The organism is Pseudomonas sp. ES3-33 (genome assembly GCF_000952175.1).
In the GTDB taxonomy this organism is placed as follows: Bacteria; Pseudomonadota; Gammaproteobacteria; order Pseudomonadales; family Pseudomonadaceae; genus Aquipseudomonas; species Aquipseudomonas gregormendelii.
This window is the reverse complement of sequence record NZ_JZRI01000158.1, coordinates 21,915-41,155: the sequence shown is the minus strand read 5'-3', so window position 1 is coordinate 41,155 and position 19,241 is coordinate 21,915. Positions and strand designations below refer to the sequence as shown.

Annotated in this window: 12 protein-coding genes; 7 read left to right on the top strand and 5 right to left on the bottom strand. The window is 62.4% G+C overall.

Annotated elements, in window-relative coordinates:
- Nucleotides 1-82 precede the first annotated feature (82 nt).
- The 4 genes from UB23_RS27280 to UB23_RS27265 form a co-directional block, all read right to left on the bottom strand.
- On the bottom strand, nucleotides 83-3,688 hold the full coding sequence (locus UB23_RS27280; RefSeq protein WP_052673024.1) for a transporter substrate-binding domain-containing protein: 3,606 nt from the start codon (nucleotides 3,686-3,688) through the stop codon (nucleotides 83-85).
- Nucleotides 3,689-4,315, bottom strand: a complete 627-nt coding sequence (locus UB23_RS27275) for a response regulator transcription factor (RefSeq protein WP_045062614.1) — start codon at nucleotides 4,313-4,315, stop codon at nucleotides 3,689-3,691.
- A 266-nt stretch (nucleotides 4,316-4,581) separates the two neighbouring features.
- Nucleotides 4,582-5,919 carry a lysine N(6)-hydroxylase/L-ornithine N(5)-oxygenase family protein gene (locus tag UB23_RS27270; RefSeq protein ID WP_045062613.1) on the bottom strand — a complete coding sequence of 446 codons (1,338 nt, stop codon included), beginning with the start codon at nucleotides 5,917-5,919 and terminating at the stop codon, nucleotides 4,582-4,584.
- Nucleotides 5,920-6,061: 142 nt separating this feature from the next.
- A complete protein-coding gene (locus UB23_RS27265; RefSeq protein WP_045062649.1) occupies nucleotides 6,062-6,544 on the bottom strand; it encodes a sigma-70 family RNA polymerase sigma factor in 483 nt (160 codons plus the stop codon).
- A gap of 321 nt (nucleotides 6,545-6,865) precedes the next feature.
- On the opposite strand from UB23_RS27265, the gene UB23_RS27260 reads away from it, so the two are divergent.
- The 3 genes from UB23_RS27260 to UB23_RS27250 are packed head-to-tail and all read left to right on the top strand — an operon-like array spanning nucleotide 6,866 to nucleotide 11,414.
- On the top strand, nucleotides 6,866-8,038 hold the full coding sequence (locus tag UB23_RS27260; protein ID WP_045062611.1) for an efflux RND transporter periplasmic adaptor subunit: 1,173 nt from the start codon (nucleotides 6,866-6,868) through the stop codon (nucleotides 8,036-8,038).
- Entirely contained in the window at nucleotides 8,039-10,012 is a 1,974-nt protein-coding gene (locus UB23_RS27255) for a MacB family efflux pump subunit (RefSeq protein ID WP_045062610.1), read from the top strand.
- A gap of 7 nt (nucleotides 10,013-10,019) precedes the next feature.
- Nucleotides 10,020-11,414 (top strand): efflux transporter outer membrane subunit, encoded by a 1,395-nt coding sequence (locus tag UB23_RS27250; RefSeq protein WP_045062609.1) that lies wholly within the window; start codon nucleotides 10,020-10,022, stop codon nucleotides 11,412-11,414.
- Nucleotides 11,415-11,661: 247 nt separating this feature from the next.
- Here UB23_RS27250 and pvdP read toward each other — a convergent pair whose 3' ends face one another.
- Nucleotides 11,662-13,290 carry a pyoverdine maturation tyrosinase PvdP gene (pvdP, locus tag UB23_RS27245; protein ID WP_045062607.1) on the bottom strand — a complete coding sequence of 543 codons (1,629 nt, stop codon included), beginning with the start codon at nucleotides 13,288-13,290 and terminating at the stop codon, nucleotides 11,662-11,664.
- Between the two features lie 211 nt (nucleotides 13,291-13,501).
- Here pvdP and pvdM point away from each other — a divergent pair, with 211 nt between their 5' ends.
- The 4 genes from pvdM (at nucleotide 13,502) to UB23_RS27225 (ending at nucleotide 19,011) form a co-directional block, all read left to right on the top strand.
- Nucleotides 13,502-14,851, top strand: a complete 1,350-nt coding sequence (pvdM, locus tag UB23_RS27240) for a pyoverdine-tailoring dipeptidase-like protein PvdM (RefSeq protein WP_045062604.1) — start codon at nucleotides 13,502-13,504, stop codon at nucleotides 14,849-14,851.
- Between the two features lie 29 nt (nucleotides 14,852-14,880).
- Nucleotides 14,881-16,161: a pyoverdine-tailoring periplasmic protein PvdN gene (pvdN, locus tag UB23_RS27235; RefSeq protein ID WP_045062603.1), complete on the top strand. Its 1,281-nt coding sequence runs from the start codon at nucleotides 14,881-14,883 to the stop codon at nucleotides 16,159-16,161.
- A 101-nt stretch (nucleotides 16,162-16,262) separates the two neighbouring features.
- Nucleotides 16,263-17,141, top strand: coding sequence for a dihydropyoverdine dehydrogenase (gene pvdO / locus UB23_RS27230; RefSeq protein WP_045062601.1), 879 nt, complete (start codon nucleotides 16,263-16,265; stop codon nucleotides 17,139-17,141).
- Nucleotides 17,142-17,361: 220 nt separating this feature from the next.
- Nucleotides 17,362-19,011, top strand: coding sequence for a cyclic peptide export ABC transporter (locus UB23_RS27225; RefSeq protein ID WP_045062599.1), 1,650 nt, complete (start codon nucleotides 17,362-17,364; stop codon nucleotides 19,009-19,011).
- Nucleotides 19,012-19,241 lie beyond the last annotated feature (230 nt).

The following is a 19,241-nucleotide window of genomic DNA, read 5'->3' as shown; positions in this document are numbered from 1 at the left end:
TTATCCAGCGGATCATATTTAGGAAACGCCCCAAACCTTGTAGGAAATTTCCCAAGTATTGTCTGATGATGTCTGAGTGCGGTCACGCCAACCGCTGCGCCAGCCGCTCCATCGCCTGATGCAACTCGTCAACGGCCTCGGTTAATTGCGCCGGGTTCACCACCTCGCAAGCCGTTTCCAGACGCTCGCATGCGCCGATCAGCCCCTGAGCCTTGATGATTCGCGCACCGCCCTTGATGCGGTGAGCCAGGTTCGCCAGCCCCGGCACGTCGTTTTGCGTGAACAACCGCATCAACCGCGCCATATCGTCATCGTTGCTGGACGCCAGGTCATCCAGCAGGCGCTTGATGGAGGCCTCGTCGCCCCGCGTCAACTGGTGCAGCCCGGCCAAGTCAATCTCGTCCGTGAGCGGGGTGGCTGCCTGCTCGGCACTCGGGATGAGGCTCGACAGCCGGGCGCCGAGGTCCTCGAGGCTGATCGGCTTGAACAGGCAGTCATCCATTCCCGCATCCAGGCAGCGCTGCTTTTCCTCGGCTTGTGCATTGGCGGTAAATCCCAGGATGAGGCTGGGCACGAGGCCCTTGTCGCGCTCTTCCTGGCGGATCACCCGGGCCAGTTCATAGCCTGTCATGACCGGCATGTTGCAGTCGCTGATGACCACATCAAAAGGCTGGCTACGCCATGCGCGCAAACCCTGCGCGCCGTCTTCGGCATCCCGCACCCGATGGCCGAGGTAACTCAGTTGCTGGGACAGCAGCAAGCGGTTCGCCGGGTAATCGTCGACGATCAGGATACTCAACGCACGATGCGCCGGTGCCGGTGCGACCGGCACAGTCGCTGGCTCATGCCGAGGTTGCAGCGTAGGCAGATCGAGGACAACGTCAACCCGGGTGCCCTTCCCCACATGGCTGTGCAACGTCAGCTGGCCGCCCATCATTTCGCACAACGTGCGGCTGATGACCAGCCCGAGGCCCGAGCCGCTGCGCGCCGACTGGCGATTATTGCTGGCCTGGGTGAATGGGCTGAACAACCGTTGCTGATCCTCATCGCTAATGCCGATGCCAGTGTCGGCAACCTGCAGACGCAGCGTCAGGCGCTCGTCTGGACCGGGGTAAACCCTCACTTGCAGATGGACCTCGCCAGCCTCCGTGAACTTGATGGCGTTGCTCAACAAATTGGAGATGATCTGCTTGAAGCGCAGGGGGTCGACCAGCACCTCGCGATGGGCGGCGACATCCAGCTCAAGGCTCAGGCGCAGCTGTTTCTGTCGCGCCAGCCCCTCGAAAATACGCGTGACGGCGATCACCAGCTGACCCAGGTTGGCGCGCTCCGGGGCCAGGCTCAAATGCCCGGATTCAATGCGCGAGACATCCAGGATATCGCCGATCAGATCAAGCAGGCTGCGCGCTGCACCTGAGGCCACTTCGATGGCAAAACGGTCGGTCAGCCCCTGCTCGGCCTTCTTCATCGCCAGTTCCAGCATGCCGATCACGGCGTTCATTGGCGTGCGGATCTCATGGCTCATCGTGGCCAGGAAGGTGGTCTTCGCCCGGTTCGCAGTGTCGGCGTCGTCCTTGGCTTCGCGCAGCGCCTGCACCAGGCGCTGGCGCTCGCTGATATCGATCCAGCCCCCGATCAGACCACTCACTTCACCGTTACTGGCACGGTACGGCAGCATCCAGTGGTAGATGGTCAGCACGTTGGCGCCCAGGGTCAGCTGGCGATCCTGGACCTGGGGCCGGCCGTCCTTCATCACTTGCAGGTAATCTTCATGGCAGGCCGCCGCTTCCTGCACGTTCTTGAACATGCCCTCGATCACGGTCTTGCCGACCACCTCGTCGCGCTCGATGCCAAATACGTCGAGGTAACCCGAATTGCAGATCAGCAGCCGTGCCTGGCGGTCGCGCACGTAGATCGGGTGCGGCGTGCCGTCGATCAGCACGCGCATGAATTCCAGCTGATCGCTGAGGGCCACTTCCGCCTGCTTGCGTTTGGCAATCAGTTGGCGCAGGTAGGCGATCCAGCCCAGTGCCAGCAACAGCAACACGGCCGCCAGGGCGAAGCCTTGAATGATCGCCGCGCGATGCCGTAGCCAATAGCTGTCGTCCACCACCACTTCGCTGCGCCAGCGGTTGGACACTTCGTCCAGTTCCTCCGGGGGAATACTCAGCAGGGTTTTGTCGAGGATCGAATACAGTTCGCCGGCATCGCGGGCGGTCGCAAAGCCCAGGCGCGCGGAGTCGGTGCCGACCGTGCTGGTGATCCGCAGCCGGTCGCGATACTGCCGGGAAATCATGTAGCGCGCAGTGATCAGCGCGCTGACTGCAGCATCGGCCTGACCGTTGGCCACCAGGGTCATGGCGTGCTCGGCGTTGTCGGCATCGATCAATTCAATGCCCGGGTACTGCTCGATCAACTGGTCGCGCATCGGCGTGCCGCGAATCACCGCCAGGCGTTTGCCACCCATCTCGTCCAGGGTCGCGGGACTGCCGCCGGAGGTACGGCTGACCAGCACGTAAGGCGTGCTGAGGTAGGGACGGGTAAACCGCAAGGACTTCTCGCGCTCGGCGCTGGGGGTCAGGCTGATCAGCAGGTCGGCCCGGCCGGATTCGACCTGTCGGATCAGTTTGGGGACGGTGTGCAGGCGCTGAATGTCGAACTTCAACCCGGTGCGCAGCGCGACCTTGGCCAGCACATCGGCACCCAGGCCGCGAAACTTGCCGTCCTGACCGTAAAACGACACCGGCAGGAAACTCTCGTCTATGGCCACCTTGACGTGGGGATGCTGCGCCATCCAGCGCCGTTCCGCGGCGCTGAATTGCAACACTTGCAACCCGCTCATGTTCGCCCCGCCCGCACTCCAGCGTCGCTGGATGCTCACCCGCTCGCTCGCCGGAATCACCGCCAGCGCCGCATTGACGATGCGCAGCAGGCGCGGGTTGTCCCTGGTCACGGCAAAGGCGAAGTCGTTGACGTTGGTGTCGAGAAAAGCCGCCAATTGCACGTTGTTCAGGTAATTTTTGTTGATCAGGTAGTTGGCGCTGATGGAGTCGCCCAGGTAGACGTCAGCCGTGCCGAAGGCTACCGCACCGATCGCGCTCAAGGTCGAGGGATAGAGTTGCAAACGGGCGTTGGGAAAGTGCACCTTGACGGCTTCCGGCGGCAGGTAGTGGTAAAGCATCGCCACCTGTTTTCCAGCCAGGTCCGGCGTGGCGTTCTGGCTATCGCCGATGCGGGTGACGAGGGTCGGCTGGTCTTCGGCGTAGGGGCTGGACATCACCAGCTGCGGGTTCGCCGCCTCGAAGTCGTTGGACGTACCGAGCAGGTCGACTTCGCCCTGCTGGACCGCGTGCACCACATCCGCCCGGGACGGATAACGCCGCACTTCGATGCGCACCTGCAGTAGCTCGGCGAGCAATGCCGCGTAGTCGGCCGTCAGCCCTTCATAGTCACGCCCGGTGCCAGTGATGCCAAAGGGCGGGTAGTCCGGTGCCGAAGCGCCCAACACCAATATGCCCTTGTCACGCAGCCATTGCCGGTCGGGCTCATCGAGCGCCACCTGGTAGCCTTCGACCTGGGAACGCCCCAGCAACCGCAGGTTTTCCACCGGCGCTGCTGCGGCCCATACGCAATGAACGGTGCCCGACAACAGCACCACGGCCAGCCATTTACCCCATGCCCGACTCATTCACACCAACTGATTGCGCTTGGCGAAATCGGCGAGGTACACCACGGACTTCACGTTGAGTTTTTCGATCAGGCGAGTCTTGTAGGTGCTGATGGTCTTGCTGCTCAGCAGCATGGCTTCGCCGATCTCCTTATTGCTCATGCCGTTGGACAGTTGCTGCAAAATCGTCAGTTCTCGATCGGACAGGCTCTGGATCAGTTCAAGGTCAGTGGCCTGGGCATCACTGCGCCGCACTGAGCTGCTCGCCAGGTTTGGAAAGAAGGTGTAGCCGGTCAGGACGGCCTTGATGGCCCTGACCAGTTCGTCGAGGTCGTCATTTTTGGAGATATAGCCGGCGGCACCGGCCTTCATGCAACGCATGGCGTAGAAGATCGGCGATTGCGAGGTCAGTACTACGATTTTGCAATGCGGTTGGTCGGTCATGATCCGGCTGATGACTTGCAGGCCATCAAGCCTGGGCATGGCGATGTCGAGGATGATCAGGTCCGGGGCGAGTTCGCGGGCACGTTGCACGGCGTCCGCGCCGTTGCCGGCCTGGGCGATCACTTCGATATTTTCCTGCTGCAGGAGCATTGAGACTGATGCCCGAATGAACGGGTGATCGTCTACCACCATCGCTTTGACCATAGGCACCTCTGCAAGACATGACGGGCATTGTAGCGAGAGGGCGCGGCGATGGCTGCCTGATGGCGTTTTTTTTGATGGGGTACAGGGTGCAGGCGCACGCTAACCTTGCAGGAGCCCGGCCTGTAGCGATGGTGGTCGATCATTGATGTAGGAGCAAAGCTGGCTCGCGATGGCGGTGTACCCGTCAGCTCAAATGTTGAATGCCTGACAGAAATCGCGAACCAGCTTTGCTCCCACAGAGGTGTTTCGAACTAACCTCGGGAATCTCAGCTAGCCGTCGCCAACAACAAATCCACCACCGAGCGGCTATGCCCACGACTCTTGCCATGCTCATACAACGACCCGGCAATTTCGTCTGCGCGAATCGGCAGGATTGACAGCAAGGTGTCGCTCAGTCCGTGGCTGGCCTGACAAAATCCCTGCATGTAAATGCCCGCTGTGCAGCGCTCGTCGGTGATGAGTTTGTAGTGGCGATCCACCTCGAACTCGCCCAGGTATTGTTCCAGCGGCGCCAGCAGTTTGCGGTGCATCTGGCGTTCGTAACCGGTGGCCAGCACCACGGCGTCGTAGAGGCGAACCGTGACTTCACCGGTGGCGTTGTTGCGCACCGCCAGCTCGATGCCGCGCTCGGTGGCGCTGGCTTTTTCGATGGTGGTCAGGGTGCGGAACGCGTGGCGGGCGATGCCGGAGACTTTCTGGCGATAGAAAATGCCGTAGATGCGCTCGATCAGGTCAATGTCCACCACCGAATAGTTGGTGTTGTGGTACTCGTTCACCAGCCGCTCACGTTCAGTGCTGGCCTGCTGGAACACCAGGTCGGTGAATTCCGGCGAGAACACTTCGTTGACGAAGGGGCTGTCATCCGCCGGTTTCAACGCCGAGCCGCGCAGGATCATGTCCACCTGCACTGACGGGAAGCTGTCGTTCAGATCGATAAAAGCTTCTGCCGCGCTCTGGCCGCCGCCAATGATCGCGATGCTCATTGGCTGGTTGTTCACGCAAGGCTGACGGGCCATGTGCGCCAGGTATTGCGAATGATGGAACACCCGGCTATCGCCCTTGAGTGACTTGAACGCCTCGGGGATGCGCGGGGTACCGCCGGCGCTGACCACCACCGAACGGGTGGTGCGCACGTGCTGCTGGCCCTGTGCGTCACGGGAGATCACTCGCAGCGCCTCGACTTGCTGGTTGTGCAGCACCGGCTCGATGGTCAGCACTTCTTCACCGTAGCGGCTCTGCGCGTCGAACTGCGCGGCGACCCAGCGCAGGTAGTCGTTGTACTCCATGCGGCACGGGTAAAAAGTGCCGAGGTTGATGAAGTCCACCAGGCGCCCGTGGTGCTTGAGGTAATTGACAAACGAGTAAGGGCTGGTGGGGTTGCGCAGGGTCACCAGGTCCTTGAGGAAGGAGATCTGCAGCTCGCTCTGGGTGACCAGGGTATTGCCGTGCCAGCGGTAGTCGGCCTGTTTGTCGAGGAACAGTACATCCAGTTCACCCTGGGTCGGCCCGCGCTCTTGCAGGGCGATGGCCAGTGCCAGGTTCGAAGGGCCGAAACCGACGCCAATCAGGTCGTGAACGATGGGCGATGCAATTGCCTGTGTCATTTCCAGTGTCCTCTGGATGAGCCCCTCAACAGCGGGGAGAAAAAGCTGAGTGACCAAGGCGGCGAGTGCCAGGTCGTCTGTTGATAGGAAACGAGGACAGTGAAACAAAATTTAATACTTACCCTTGACGAGAGCGTCAGGGTCAATGGCCATCCCATTGCCGCATCCGCACCCGGCAATGTTTCATCGCATTGACGATGTGTTTTTCCACCAGGGCTCGGGAAATGCCCAGGTGCTCAGCAATTTCGGGATGGGATAGGCCATCGATCTTGCGCAGCATAAAGCTCTCCCGGCACAGCCGGGGCAGTTCCGACAAGGCGCGCTGGAGCATTTCCAGGCGCTGGCCGTGGTCAAGGCAGTTGTGTGGCGACGGGGAGAAGTAGCGCTCCTCGCTATCGAGCACTTCCAGCGACTCGACCTGGCGCAGGGCATTGCGTCGGTGATCGTCGATCACCAGGTTGAGCGCAGTGCGATAGAGAAAGGCCCGCGGTTGTTCGATCGGTGTGGTGCTGGAGCGTTCAAGTACCCGCAGATAGGCGTCATGCACCACGTCTTCAGCCACCTGACGGTTGCCTAGCTTGGCGTTCAGGAAACACACCAGCTCCCGATAGTAGTTCTCCAACATGACTCCCAGCCGCATGGGTGCGGATTCAATCCTTGAGCCACCCCGCCGAACGCCGAAATAGGCAGTGGCAAGATAGTGGCAGAGCGAGGCGCGTAATTTATAGTAATTCTCATATAGATTTAAAGTATTGCTTGGTCTTGCCCGACAAATTGTCATGGTCTATATGTGTGCCCACATGAGTCCGCGCCTAAATTCGCCGCGGCATTTCTCGTATTAAGGACAGCTCCCCGTCTCTGCCGGCCTGCCGGCAGCGTTCGACTATTGCCGGATATTCCCCGGCAGAGCGCACGACGGGTCGATTTCCATTGGCCGGAACCCTGCATGAAACGTCCCCGACACACCCGACGCGCCCTGCTTGCAGCCCTGTGTCTGATTCCCGTTATCGCCGTCGCCGCCTGGCAGATGATCCCGCCCGGTCGGGACAAGTTCGCCACCGTACAGGTCACCCGGGGTGACATCGAAAGCAGTGTTACCGCGCTGGGCACCCTGCAACCCCGGCGCTATGTCGACGTCGGTGCCCAGGCTTCCGGGCAGATCCAGAAGATCCACGCGGAGGTCGGTGACGTGGTCAAGGAAGGTCAGTTGCTGGTGGAAATTGATCCGTCCACCCAACAGGCCAGACTCGATGCCGGGCGCTTCTCGATTGAAAATCTCAAGGCGCAGCTTGAAGAACAGCGGGCCCAGCACGCGCTGGCGCGGCAAAAATTCCAGCGCCAGCAGCAGCTCAAGGCTGGCGGGGCGACCCGCGAAGAAGACGTGCAAACGGCCCAGGCCGAACTGCGCGCCACCCAGGCACGCATCGACATGTTCCAGGCACAGATTCGCCAGGCACAGGCCAGCCTGCGCAGCGATCAGGCGGAACTTGGCTACACGCGCATCTATGCGCCGATGGCCGGCACCGTCGTCGCCCTGGACGCCCGGGAAGGCCAGACCCTCAACGCCCAACAGCAAACTCCGCTGATTCTGCGCATCGCCAAGTTGTCGCCGATGACGGTCTGGGCCGAAGTTTCGGAGGCCGATATCGGCCACGTCAAACCCGGCATGCAGGCCTGGTTCACCACCTTGAGCGGCGGCAACCGCCGCTGGAGCAGCACCGTACGGCAGATACTTCCGGTGCCGCCCAAACCTCTGGACCAAACCAGCCAGGGCGGCGGCAGCCCGGCCAGTTCGAGCAAGAGCGGCAGCGCGCGAGTGGTCTTGTACACCGTGTTGCTCGACGTCGACAACGCCGACAACGCCCTGATGGCGGAGATGACCACCCAGGTATTTTTCGTCTCCGACCAGGCCAGGAATGTCCTCACCGCCCCCATCGCCGCCCTGCAAGCCGGCACCCAGGCCGACCAGCAGACCGCCCATGTTGTCGCTGAAAATGGCAGCCTGCAGCAACGCATTGTGCGCACTGGCATCAGCGACCGCCTGCGGGTGCAGATCCTCGACGGCCTGGAGGAAGGTGATCACCTGCTCATCGGCACGGCCAGCGGGAGTGGCGGCTGAATGCTGACGCCCCTGATCGACCTGCAGGACATTCGCAAATCCTATGGCGGTGGCGACGCCCCTGAAGTCCACGTGTTGCGCGGTATCGACCTGTCGATCCACGCCGAGGAGTTCGTGGCGATCGTCGGCGCTTCCGGCTCCGGCAAGTCGACCCTGATGAATATCCTCGGCTGCCTCGACCGCCCGACCTCGGGTGAGTACCGCTTCGCCGGAGTAAATGTCGCCGGCCTCGACAGCGACGAGCTGGCCTGGCTGCGCCGTGAAGCCTTCGGGTTTGTCTTCCAGGGTTACCACCTGATTCCGTCTGGTTCCGCCCAGGAAAACGTCGAGATGCCGGCCATTTATGCCGGCACGCCAGCGGCTGAAAGGCACGCACGCGCCGCCGCCCTGCTCGACCGCCTGGGCCTGGCCTCACGCACCGGCAATCGTCCGCACCAGCTTTCCGGCGGCCAGCAACAACGGGTGTCGATTGCCCGCGCCTTGATGAACGGCGGCCATATCATCCTCGCCGACGAACCCACTGGCGCCCTCGACAGCCACAGCGGCGCCGAGGTCATGACCTTGCTCGACGAACTGGCGAGCCAGGGCCACGTGGTCATCCTGATCACCCACGACCGCGAAGTGGCGGCGCGGGCCAAGCGCATCATTGAGATTCGCGACGGGCTGATCATCAGCGACAGCGCCCTGGACAACCCCCAGGTGCAGACCTCGGCCAATCCTGGCGCGCTGCAGGCGGTGGATCTGCGCAAGCGCCTGGCCGAGGGCGCCGAAGCCACTGGCGCCTGGAAAGGTGAACTGGTGGACGCGGTGCAAGCCGCCTGGCGAGTGATGTGGATCAACCGCTTTCGCACCGCGCTGACCCTGCTGGGGATCATCATCGGCGTTGCGTCGGTGGTGGTGATGCTGGCTGTTGGGGAAGGCAGCAAACGCCAGGTCATGGCGCAGATGGGTGCATTCGGTTCCAATATCATTTACCTCAGCGGTTCATCGCCGAACCCGCGAACCCCCTTGGGCATCGTCACCCTGGACGAGGTCAAGGCGGTCGGCAGCCTGCCGCAGGTGACCCGCATCATGCCGGTCAACGGCCAGGAAGCCGGGGTGCGTTTTGGCAACCTGGACCACCTCAGCTACGTCGGTGGCAACGACACCAACTTCCCGGCGATCTTCAACTGGCCCGTGGTCGAAGGCAGCTACTTTACCGAGGCGGACGAACAGAACGCTGCGGCGGTCGCGGTGATTGGCCACAAGGTGCGGCACAAGCTGCTGAAGAATGTCGCCAACCCGATCGGCCAGTACATCCTCATCGAAAACGTGCCGTTCCAGGTGGTCGGCGTGCTCGCGGAAAAAGGCGCCAGCTCCGGCGATTCCGACAGCGACGACCGCATTGCCATTCCGTATTCAGCGGCGAGTGTGCGCCTGTTCGGCACCCAGAACCCGGAGTACATCGCCATCGCCGCGGCTGATGCGCGCAAGGTCAAGGAAACCGAACAGGCCATCGAGCAGTTGATGTTGCGCCTGCATAACGGCAAGAAAGATTTCGAACTGACCAACAACGCGGCGATGATCCAGGCCGAAGCACGCACGCAAAATACCCTGTCGCTGATGCTCGGTTCGATTGCCGCGATCTCCTTGCTGGTGGGCGGGATTGGCGTGATGAACATCATGCTCATGACTGTCCGCGAGCGCACCCGCGAGATCGGTATCCGCATGGCCACCGGTGCCCGTCAGCGCGACATTCTGCGCCAGTTCCTGACTGAGGCCGTGATGCTCTCGGTGGTCGGTGGGCTCGCCGGCATCGCCCTGGCGCTGATCGTCGGCGGCGTGCTGATTCTGAGTGAAGTGGCGGTCGCGTTCTCCTTGATAGCGGTGCTCGGCGCCTTTGGCTGCGCCCTGGTCACCGGTGTTGTCTTCGGCTTCATGCCGGCCCGCAAAGCTGCCCGACTCGACCCGGTCACGGCCCTTACCAGTGAATGATCGATTTATGAAGCCGCCACTCAGCCTGTTGACCCTCTGCCTGTTGCTCAGCGCCTGCGGCACTCCCGCCCAGCGTCCGGACAGTGGCCTGCAGACCCCTGCCGCCTGGCAATCGCCGCACAACACTGGCGCCGCCCGCAGCAATACCCAGTGGTGGTCGCAGTTCGGCAGCCCGCAGCTTGGCCTGCTGGTGGAACAGGCCCGCGTGGGCAGTTTCGACCTGGCGGCGGCGATGGCCCGGGTCCGTCAGGCCCAGGCCGAGACGGTGGTGGCCGGCGGCTCGCAGTTACCTGAGCTCAAGGCCGGCCTGAATGCCAATCGCCAGAAGCTGCTGCGCGGTAATGGTTACAGCCAGCTGGACGCCGACAGCAGTAACAAGGCGGTGGACTACTTCGACGCCAACCTCAGTGCCAGCTACGAAATCGATTTCTGGGGCGGCCAGCGTGCGTCTCGCGACAGTGCGCTATTCGCGCTGCAGGCCAGCGAATTCGATCAGGCCACGGTCGAGTTGACCCTGCAGAGCAGCGTCGCCAATGGTTATGCACAAACCTTGTCTCTGCGCGAACAGCAGCGCATCGCCGAGTTGAACCTGGCCAACGCCCGGAGCGTGCTTAACCTGGTGCAGACCCGTTACGACTCGGGCTCGGCCACGGCCCTGGAACTGGCGCAGCAGAAGAGCCTGGTGGCGGCGCAGCAACGGCAATTGCCGCTGGTGCAGCAGCAGACCCAGGAGGCGCAGGTCAACCTCGCTGCCCTCCTTGGCCAGCCAGTGCAACAGCTGTCGTTGGGCCAGGAGCGCTTCGATCAACTGGTATGGCCCACCATCGCCGCCGGCGTGCCCAGCGAGCTGCTCAGCCGTCGCCCGGACATCGCCAGGGCAGAAGCGCAGCTGGCGGCCGCACAGGCCGACGTGACCGTCGCCCGGGCGGCCATGCTGCCCACGGTAACCCTGAGTGCCGACCTGGGTTCAGGCGCCGATCGCGCGGCGGATATCCTGCGCAGCCCGTTCTACAACCTCACCGCAGGATTGCTCGCACCGGTGTTCAACAATGGGCGCCTGGGCGCCGAACGTGACAAGGCCACGGCTCGCCAGGAAGAGCTCCTGGAGAACTATCGCGGGGCGATCATCAATGGTTTCGCCGACGTGGAAAAAGCCCTGAACAGCATTCGCGGGCTGGATCAGCAGCGGCAGTGGCAAGGGGAGGAGCTGAACCAGGCCCAGACGGCGTTCAACATCGCGCAGAATCGCTATCAGGCCGGGGCCGAGGACTTGCTGACGGTGCTGGAGACCCAGCGCACCTTGTATGCGGCGCAAGACCTGAATGTACAGCTGCGGCTGGCGCGGTTGCAGGCCAGTGTGGCGCTGTACAAGGCGTTGGGTGGAGGGTGGCGAGCGCTGTGATGGGCGTGTCCATGAGTACCCCTTCGCGGGCAAGCCCGCTCCCACTTTAGCCTTGTGAACACAGGACCATTGTGGGAGCAACTGTCTTCCCCCTGCCACATCAGTATCGAATGTGCAGACGCCATCGCGGGCAAGCCCGGCTCCCACAGTGATCTGCGCCGAACACAAATGCTGCGTCCACCACCAATACCTGTGGGAGCGGCGGTGCGACGATTCGACTTGCCCGCGATGAACGATAACGCGGCCTTCAAGCCTGGCTTTGCCTGGCCTTCAAATGCCGCGCATACCAGGGCCGCTGCGGTACCTTGCGCAACAGCCCGGCCAGTTTCTGCTCATCCTCACCAAAAGTAATGCGCAGCGCCAGCTTCATGGTTTCCGGGTCCATCTCCATTGACTTGCCCGCCTGCAAACCCGGGGTAGTGCTGCAACCATGAGTCCCCGGCCCCAGCCACGGGTCATCCACCTCAACCCAGCGCCCCGGCGCAAACCACGCCACGCCATTGACCTCCAGGCGACTGACCTGCCCCGGATGAAAACGCTCGTGGGCGCGGAACCAGTCTTCCAGTCGATCATCGATCCAGCCGTGAAAATGCCAGAATACCGGGCTCACATGGGAGGAAAAGGGGTCGCCGAGAAAATCGTTCTCTGCGGCAAACCAGCGCGCGGAAAAGTCCGAGGGGTCACGGGAAAACGGCACCGGCTGGCCATTGGACGGATCGCGCGGCACCGAGGCCCAGCGCATGTGCAGCCAGTCGTGCAGGCCCAACTCGACCTCGGAACCGAACTGCCCCAGCGTCAGCTTCGACAGGTAACGTGGATCACGATAACGCGACTCCCACACCTGGAAATTGCTGTGGTAGGTCTCGGCCGTCTTGATGTCGGCCACCCACTGCGAGTACTCGGCATCGTCGTCGGCCAGCCAGGTGGGCGGCAAAGACGTGCCATCGTGATTGTCGAAGTAGCGGGCGAAGCCGACTCGATCCCGCGCCAGTTCCGGCTGCGGCAGGGGAAAATGCGGCCACGACGGCAGATCCTGCATGGAGCGCGCCGTACCGAGCATGTGCCGGTGCATAAAGAAAAAATCCACCCCGGAGCCATTGCGATCCTTGCGCGTGCCCCGGGCATCGCGCTCCTTGTCCCGCGGTCCGGGCTGCCAGCCGATGCCGCGCAGGGCGTTGCGCTTGTCTTCGGGCAAGGTATGCCACTTGTCCCGGGAGGCGTGCCACAGCTGGTGGAACAGCCGATGCTCCGGCGAAATCAGCCAGGCCAGCAGCGTCGGGTTGAGGCCCGTGCGCTCACGCGCTTCGGGAAACACCCGCTTGAGCGCGATAAAACGATTGTCCTGGGCAGTCATCATCAAGGGCCGATCCAGGTTCAATACCCGGCCGCTGAGCGTCGCGCTGCCGGCGTTGCCGAAACCCGCCCAGACTTCATCCAGGGACATGCTGAATTCGTAATCCGGGGTGTCGTGCAGTGCATCGGCGCTGATCAAGCGCCAGCTGAGCTCGGCGGGTTTGGCATCCGCCAGGTCACCCAGCACCCGGTAGCGCGGGGCTGCAGTGGCGCGCAAGCGCTCGGCGGTGTCGAGGTAACCGGTGAGGCCGCGGCCCTTGTGGCCGATGTCGAGAAACAGTTCCAGGCCATCCCGGGGCAAGCCTTCGATACCGGCATCATGCCCCTCGAAGCGGATCTGCCAGACGCCGCGCAGGGTATTCGCCAGGTGCTGGCCAACAACATCCGCCACGTCGAACGTCGCTTCGCCGGGGGTGATCGTCGGGTCCGGGCGGGTCCATTCACGATGCCCGTAAAAAGCCGCAGGCACGGCGGCACCGGTCAGCGCCAGGCCTGCCATGAACCATCGTCGAGAAATCGTCATTGCCCTACCTGTGTCAGCCATGAAGCAGGCTTTATCCAGCTAGAACGTTTGTTGTGCCGACAAATTTATGGTGCCCCTGAAAGATCGCAGCCTTTTGTAGGAGCTGCCGGAGGCTGCGATCTTTTGCCGGCAACCTAAATTTCATGCCCCATCACACGTTCTTCCCAGATAACCAAGGCCCCTGCGGCCGGCGAACCTGACTGAGATGGCAATGACAAAACCACGTTCAAAAAAGGCGCTCTATATCGGTCTGCCGCTGGTGCTGGCCATCAGCGCCGGAGCCGGCTTTGCGGCCTGGGGCTACTGGTTCAAGGACAACCCCGGCTACCCGGTCAAGGTGATGAAGCAAGCCGATGAACTGCAAGAGCGCATCCTCTCCTTCGACAGCCACGTCACCCTACCGCTCGACTTCGGTACCGCCGGCAATGAGGCCGACAAGGATGGCAGCGGCCAGTTCGACCTGGTCAAGACCGCACGCGGACGCCTGTCCGGCGCAGCCCTGACCATTTTCGGCTGGCCGGAAATCTGGAATGGCGAAAACGCTCCGCACCGCCCCACTGCGGGGTTTGTCGACGAGGCGCGATTCGAGCAGGAAACCCGCTACAAGATCATCAGCACCCTGGTGCGCGACTTTCCCAACCAGGTCGGCATCGCCTACACCCCGGACGACTTCCGGCGCCTGCATGGCGAAGGCAAGTTCGCCATCTTCATGAGCATGCTCAACGCCTACCCGCTGGGCAACGACCTCAACGCCCTGGACAAGTGGGCCGCGCGCGGCATGCGCATGTTTGGCTTCAGCTACGTGGGCAACAACGCCTGGGCTGACTCCTCGCGGCCGCTACCGTTTTTCAACGACTCGCGCGACGCCCTCGGCGGCCTGTCGGAGACCGGCAAGCAGGCCGTGCACCGGCTCAACGACCTCGGGGTGATCATCGACGTGTCGCAAATGTCGACCAAAGCCCTGGAGCAGGTCGCGCAACTAAGCCGCACACCGATGGTGGCCTCGCACTCGGCGCCACGGGCGCTGGTGGACATTCCGCGCAACCTCAGCGACGCGGAGATGCAGCTGATCAAGCAGAGCGGCGGCGTGGTCCAGATCGTTGGCTTCCCGACCTACATCCGCCCGCTCAGCCAGGCGACCCAGGACAAGCTCAACGCCTTGCGCGCACGCTTCGACCTGCAACCGCTGCAGGGGCTGGAGATGGCCTTGATGCCCGGCGACCCGATCATCACCGTCTGGCCGCAGCAACGCTTCGGCGAGTACGCCAGCCAGCTGTACGCAATAGTCGACGAAGAGCCCAAAGCCACCCTCAAGGACTACGGCGACGCCATCGACTACGCCGTGAAAAAAATCGGCATCGACCATGTCGGCATCAGCTCGGACTTCAACGACGGCGGCGGTCTGGACGGCTGGAAAGATGTCAGCGAAGCCCGCAACGTGACGGCGGAGCTGATCAGTCGCGGTTACAGCGAAGCCGACATCGCCAAACTCTGGGGGGGCAATTTCCTGCGGGTGTGGGCCCAGGTACAGCAGTCGTCGAAACCGCTGGCGAACAACTGATGCCCACTTTGCAAAAGCGAACCTGACCCATGACCAACCGTCGATCATTCCTCAAGCAGGCCGGCATCCTCGCGGCGGGCCTGCCCCTGGGTGCCGCTGCAGGCCTGCCGGCCCTGGCGGCTAATCCGGCGCCATTGCCGAAAGACAAATGGGCGCAGTTGCGCCAGCTGTTCAACCAGGACCCCGACTACCTGCACTTCGCCAACTTCCTGGTGACTTCGCACCCAAGGCCTGTGCGCGAGGCTATCGAGAGGCATCGCGCCCACCTTGATCGCAACCCCGGCCGGGCCATGGACTGGGACCTGGGGGAAACCGAGAAGCGCGAACAGCAAGTGCGCGAATGGGCCGCACGCTACCTCAACGCCAGGCCCGAACAGATCGCCCTCACCGGCAGTACCACCGAAGGCTTGTCGCTGATCTACGGCGGCATCCATGTGCGTGCGGATCAGGAAATCCTCACCACCGAGCACGAGCACTACGCAACCCACTACGCGCTGGACTACCGCCAGCAGAAAGACGGCGTGAAAGTGCGCAAGCTCAAGCTGTTCGAGAACAGCCGCGAGGTGTCGGTGGATGAAGTGCTGGGCTCGATTGCCAAGGGCATACGCCCCAACACCCGGGTACTGGGCATGACCTGGGTGCAATCAGGTTCCGGCGTGAAACTGCCCATTGCTGAAATCGGCAAGCTGGTGGAAGAACATAACCGCAACCGTACGGACCAGGATCGCATCCTGTATGTGGTCGACGGCGTGCATGGTTTTGGCGTCGACGATCTGGATTTTCCCGACATGCGCTGCGACTTCTTTATTGCCGGCACCCATAAATGGATGTTCGGCCCGCGCGGCACCGGGATCATCTGCGCCCGCTCGGCCGAGCTCAAGGACGTGACGCCGACCATTCCGACCTTTTCCGAAGCTACCGCTTTCTCGACCATCATGACCCCCGGTGGCTACCACAGCTTTGAACATCGCTGGGCGCTGGATGAGGCGTTCAAGCTGCACCTGGAACTGGGCAAGGCCCAGGTGCAGGCACGCATCCATGGGCTGAACACCTATGCCAAGAATCGCCTGCTGGAGCACCCGCAGATGGAACTGGTCACCCCCTTGAGCCCGGACCTGTCGGCCGGCTTCAGCTTCTTCCGGGTCAAGGGGCGCGACTGCGAAACGGTCGCCGCACAGCTGATGAAGAACCGGGTGGTGTGCGACTCGGTGGACCGCGATGTCGGCCCGGTCATTCGCATTGCGCCAGGCCTGCTCAACAGCGAACACGAGATCGACCGCTTCATGGCCTTGCTGGGCAACACCGTCTGATGCCTGCCCCCCGGTATGACACGTACCCCTTGTGGGAGCGCGCTTGCTCGCTCCCAAAAGGGAATGTCCACGCCCTCAGTTTTTCTTTCGACGAGACACCCATGAAAAGCAATCTGATAGTCCTGCCGCTCAAGGCGCTCGCCCTCACCGCACTCATCGCCGCACTGGCCCCAACCACCGCCCAGGCGGCCGCCGCGCCGCAACCGGGCAACGTATTCAAGGACTGCCGCGACTGCCCGGAAATGGTCGTGCTGCCCGCCGGCACTTTCACCATGGGCACGCCGGAAGACGAAGTCGGCCGCGAACCCGACGAGGGCCCGATGCACGAGGTGACCTTCGCCAAGCCATTCGCCATGAGCCGCTTCCAGGCCACCGCCGGCGAGTGGGACAGCTACGTGCGCGAAAGTGGCGTGACCATCGCCAATGGCGACACCCGCCCCGGACGCGAATGCATTGCCAGCAAGCCACGCTATCCCCAGGGCGCGCGTCAGCCGGCGGTGTGCATGAACTTCGATGACGTGAAGAACTACGTCGCCTGGCTGTCGAAAAAGACCGGCCAGACCTACCACATGGTCAGCGAGGCCCAACGCGAATACGCCGCCCGCGGTGGCAGCCAGGGCCCCTTCCCTTTTCCGTTCGACGAGGGCAAGGCGTACAGCATCGCCAAACACGCCAACACCTATGGCCCGGCCGACGGCTACAGCTACAGCTCGCCGGTGGGCAGCTACCCGGCCAATGCCTTCGGCATGTACGACATGCACGGCAATGTCTATGAGTGGGTGCAGGACTGCGAACACCCCAACTACGTCGGCGCGCCTGCCGATGGCAGCGCCTGGCTCGAAGCCAATTGCGAGGCCGTACGGATTCGCGGCAACGACTGGGGCGAAGCACCGGTGTTTTCACGCTCGGGCAATCGCAACAGCCAATACCCGCAAGAGCGTGGGGACTGGATCGGGTTTCGCGTAGTGCGCGATCTGTAGGAGCTGCCGAAGGCTGCGATCTTTTGATTTTGATTTTGATTTTTAAGAGCAAGATCAAAAGATCGCAGCCTTCGGCAGCTCCTACGGGAGGTTTGGGCGTTCTGGAGATCGCTATCTCGACAGGCATTGATTCTCTGCCGCCAGTCGCCACCCTGCTAAATTAACCCCCGCACCAGACGTTCTACTGGGTATCTGCCTTTACCCCAAGGAACCGTCTTCCATGACCCAGCCTCCCCGTGGCGCCATCGGCGAGTTGTTCGCCCTGTTGAAACCCTTTCGGCTGATCGTCGCCGCCTCCATCTTCCTGGGCATGGTTGGCGGCCTGAGCGTCACGGTGTTGCTGGCGACCATCAACAACGCGCTGCACTCCGAAACCGGTTTGACCCAGGGCGTGGTCGCGCTGTTCGCCGGCCTGTGCCTGCTGGCGCTGGCCAGTTCGATCTGCTCGGACATCGGCACCAACTACGTCGGCCAGCACATCATCGCCAAGCTGCGCAAACAGCTGGGCGAGAAGGTCCTCTCGGCCCCCATCGAGCAGATCGAGCGCTACCGCAGCCATCGCCTGATCCCGGTGCTGACCCATGACGTCGACACCATCAGCGACTTCGCCTTCGCCTTCGCACCACTGGCGATTTCGCTCACGGTCACCCTGGGCTGCATGGGCTACCTCGCCATCCTGTCGTGGCCGATGTTCCTGATCATGGTTGCCGCGATCCTGATCGGCACGGCGATCCAGGCCTATGCCCAAAGCAAGGGTGTGCAAGGGTTCATGGCCGCCCGCGATGCCGAGGACGAGCTGCAAAAGCACTACAACGCGATCGCCGAAGGCGCCAAGGAGCTGCGCATCCATCGCCCCCGCCGCCAGCGCATGTACGTCTCGGGCATCAAGGCCACCGCCGAATTCATCTGCAACACCCAGGTGCGCTCGATCAACACCTTCGTCATCGCCAAGACCTTCGGCTCCATGCTGTTCTTCGTGGTCATCGGCCTGGCCCTGGCGCTGCAAACCTACTGGCCCAGCGCCGACAAGACCGTGATGAGCGGCTTTGTGCTGGTGCTGCTGTACATGAAAGGCCCTCTGGAGCACCTGATCAGCACCCTGCCGATCGTCAGTCGCGCGCAAATCGCGTTCCGCCGGATCGCCGAGCTGTCCGAGCAATTTTCCACCCCTGAGCCGCACTTGCTCCTCAGCGATCAGGGCCAGGTCAAACAGGCGGTGCATGAGCTGAAACTGGCTGATGTGCGGTTCACTTTCCCAGCCGCCGAAGATGCCGCGCCGTTCCAGCTGGGCCCGGTGAGCCTGACGATCAAGCAAGGCGACATCACCTTTATCGTCGGCGAAAACGGTTGTGGCAAGACCACGCTGATCAAGTTGCTGCTGGGCCTGTACACCCCGCAACAGGGCGAAATCCGCGTCAACGGCGAGGCGATTGACTCGCACAATCGCGACGACTATCGCCAGCTGTTCACCACCATTTTTGCCGACTACTACCTGTTCGACGACGTGATCCAGGGCGACCAGCACATCCCCGAAGACGCCAACCAATACCTGCAGCGCCTGGAGATCGCCCACAAGGTCAGCGTCAAGGATGGCAACTTCACCACCACCGACCTGTCCACCGGCCAGCGCAAACGCCTGGCACTGGTCAATGCCTGGCTCGAAGAGCGCCCGGTGCTGGTGTTCGATGAATGGGCTGCCGATCAGGACCCGACCTTCCGCCGCATCTTCTACACCGAACTGCTACCGGACCTGAAACGCCTGGGCAAGACCATCATCGTGATCTCCCACGACGACCGTTACTTCGACGTCGCCGACCAGTTGGTGCGCATGGAAAGCGGCCGGGTGGTTACCGAACCCGTCAGTGCCTGAAAACCGGCTGCACACACCTGTGGGAGCGGGCTTGCTCGCGAAAGGGCCAGCACATTCTGCATGAGTGTTATCTGACCCACTGCTTTGGCGACCAAGCCCGCGTCCACAGGTAGTGCTTTATCGGGTCCGGCGAATTTTATTTGCACGTTTCTTTCCGGTTTTACCTGCGCGCCCCGTCTTAATAATCATTCTTATTCACAAAAAACTGCACAACACTTTTCAGGAGCTCA

Coding starts and splice junctions, on each gene's coding strand:
- UB23_RS27280 (WP_052673024.1), bottom strand. CDS start 3,688: ATGAGTCGGGCATGGGGTAAATGGCTGGCCGTGGTGCTGTTGTCGGGC.
- UB23_RS27275 (WP_045062614.1), bottom strand. CDS start 4,315: ATGGTCAAAGCGATGGTGGTAGACGATCACCCGTTCATTCGGGCATCA.
- UB23_RS27270 (WP_045062613.1), bottom strand. CDS start 5,919: ATGACACAGGCAATTGCATCGCCCATCGTTCACGACCTGATTGGCGTC.
- UB23_RS27265 (WP_045062649.1), bottom strand. CDS start 6,544: ATGTTGGAGAACTACTATCGGGAGCTGGTGTGTTTCCTGAACGCCAAG.
- UB23_RS27260 (WP_045062611.1), top strand. CDS start 6,866: ATGAAACGTCCCCGACACACCCGACGCGCCCTGCTTGCAGCCCTGTGT.
- UB23_RS27255 (WP_045062610.1), top strand. CDS start 8,039: ATGCTGACGCCCCTGATCGACCTGCAGGACATTCGCAAATCCTATGGC.
- UB23_RS27250 (WP_045062609.1), top strand. CDS start 10,020: ATGAAGCCGCCACTCAGCCTGTTGACCCTCTGCCTGTTGCTCAGCGCC.
- pvdP (WP_045062607.1), bottom strand. CDS start 13,290: ATGACGATTTCTCGACGATGGTTCATGGCAGGCCTGGCGCTGACCGGT.
- pvdM (WP_045062604.1), top strand. CDS start 13,502: ATGACAAAACCACGTTCAAAAAAGGCGCTCTATATCGGTCTGCCGCTG.
- pvdN (WP_045062603.1), top strand. CDS start 14,881: ATGACCAACCGTCGATCATTCCTCAAGCAGGCCGGCATCCTCGCGGCG.
- pvdO (WP_045062601.1), top strand. CDS start 16,263: ATGAAAAGCAATCTGATAGTCCTGCCGCTCAAGGCGCTCGCCCTCACC.
- UB23_RS27225 (WP_045062599.1), top strand. CDS start 17,362: ATGACCCAGCCTCCCCGTGGCGCCATCGGCGAGTTGTTCGCCCTGTTG.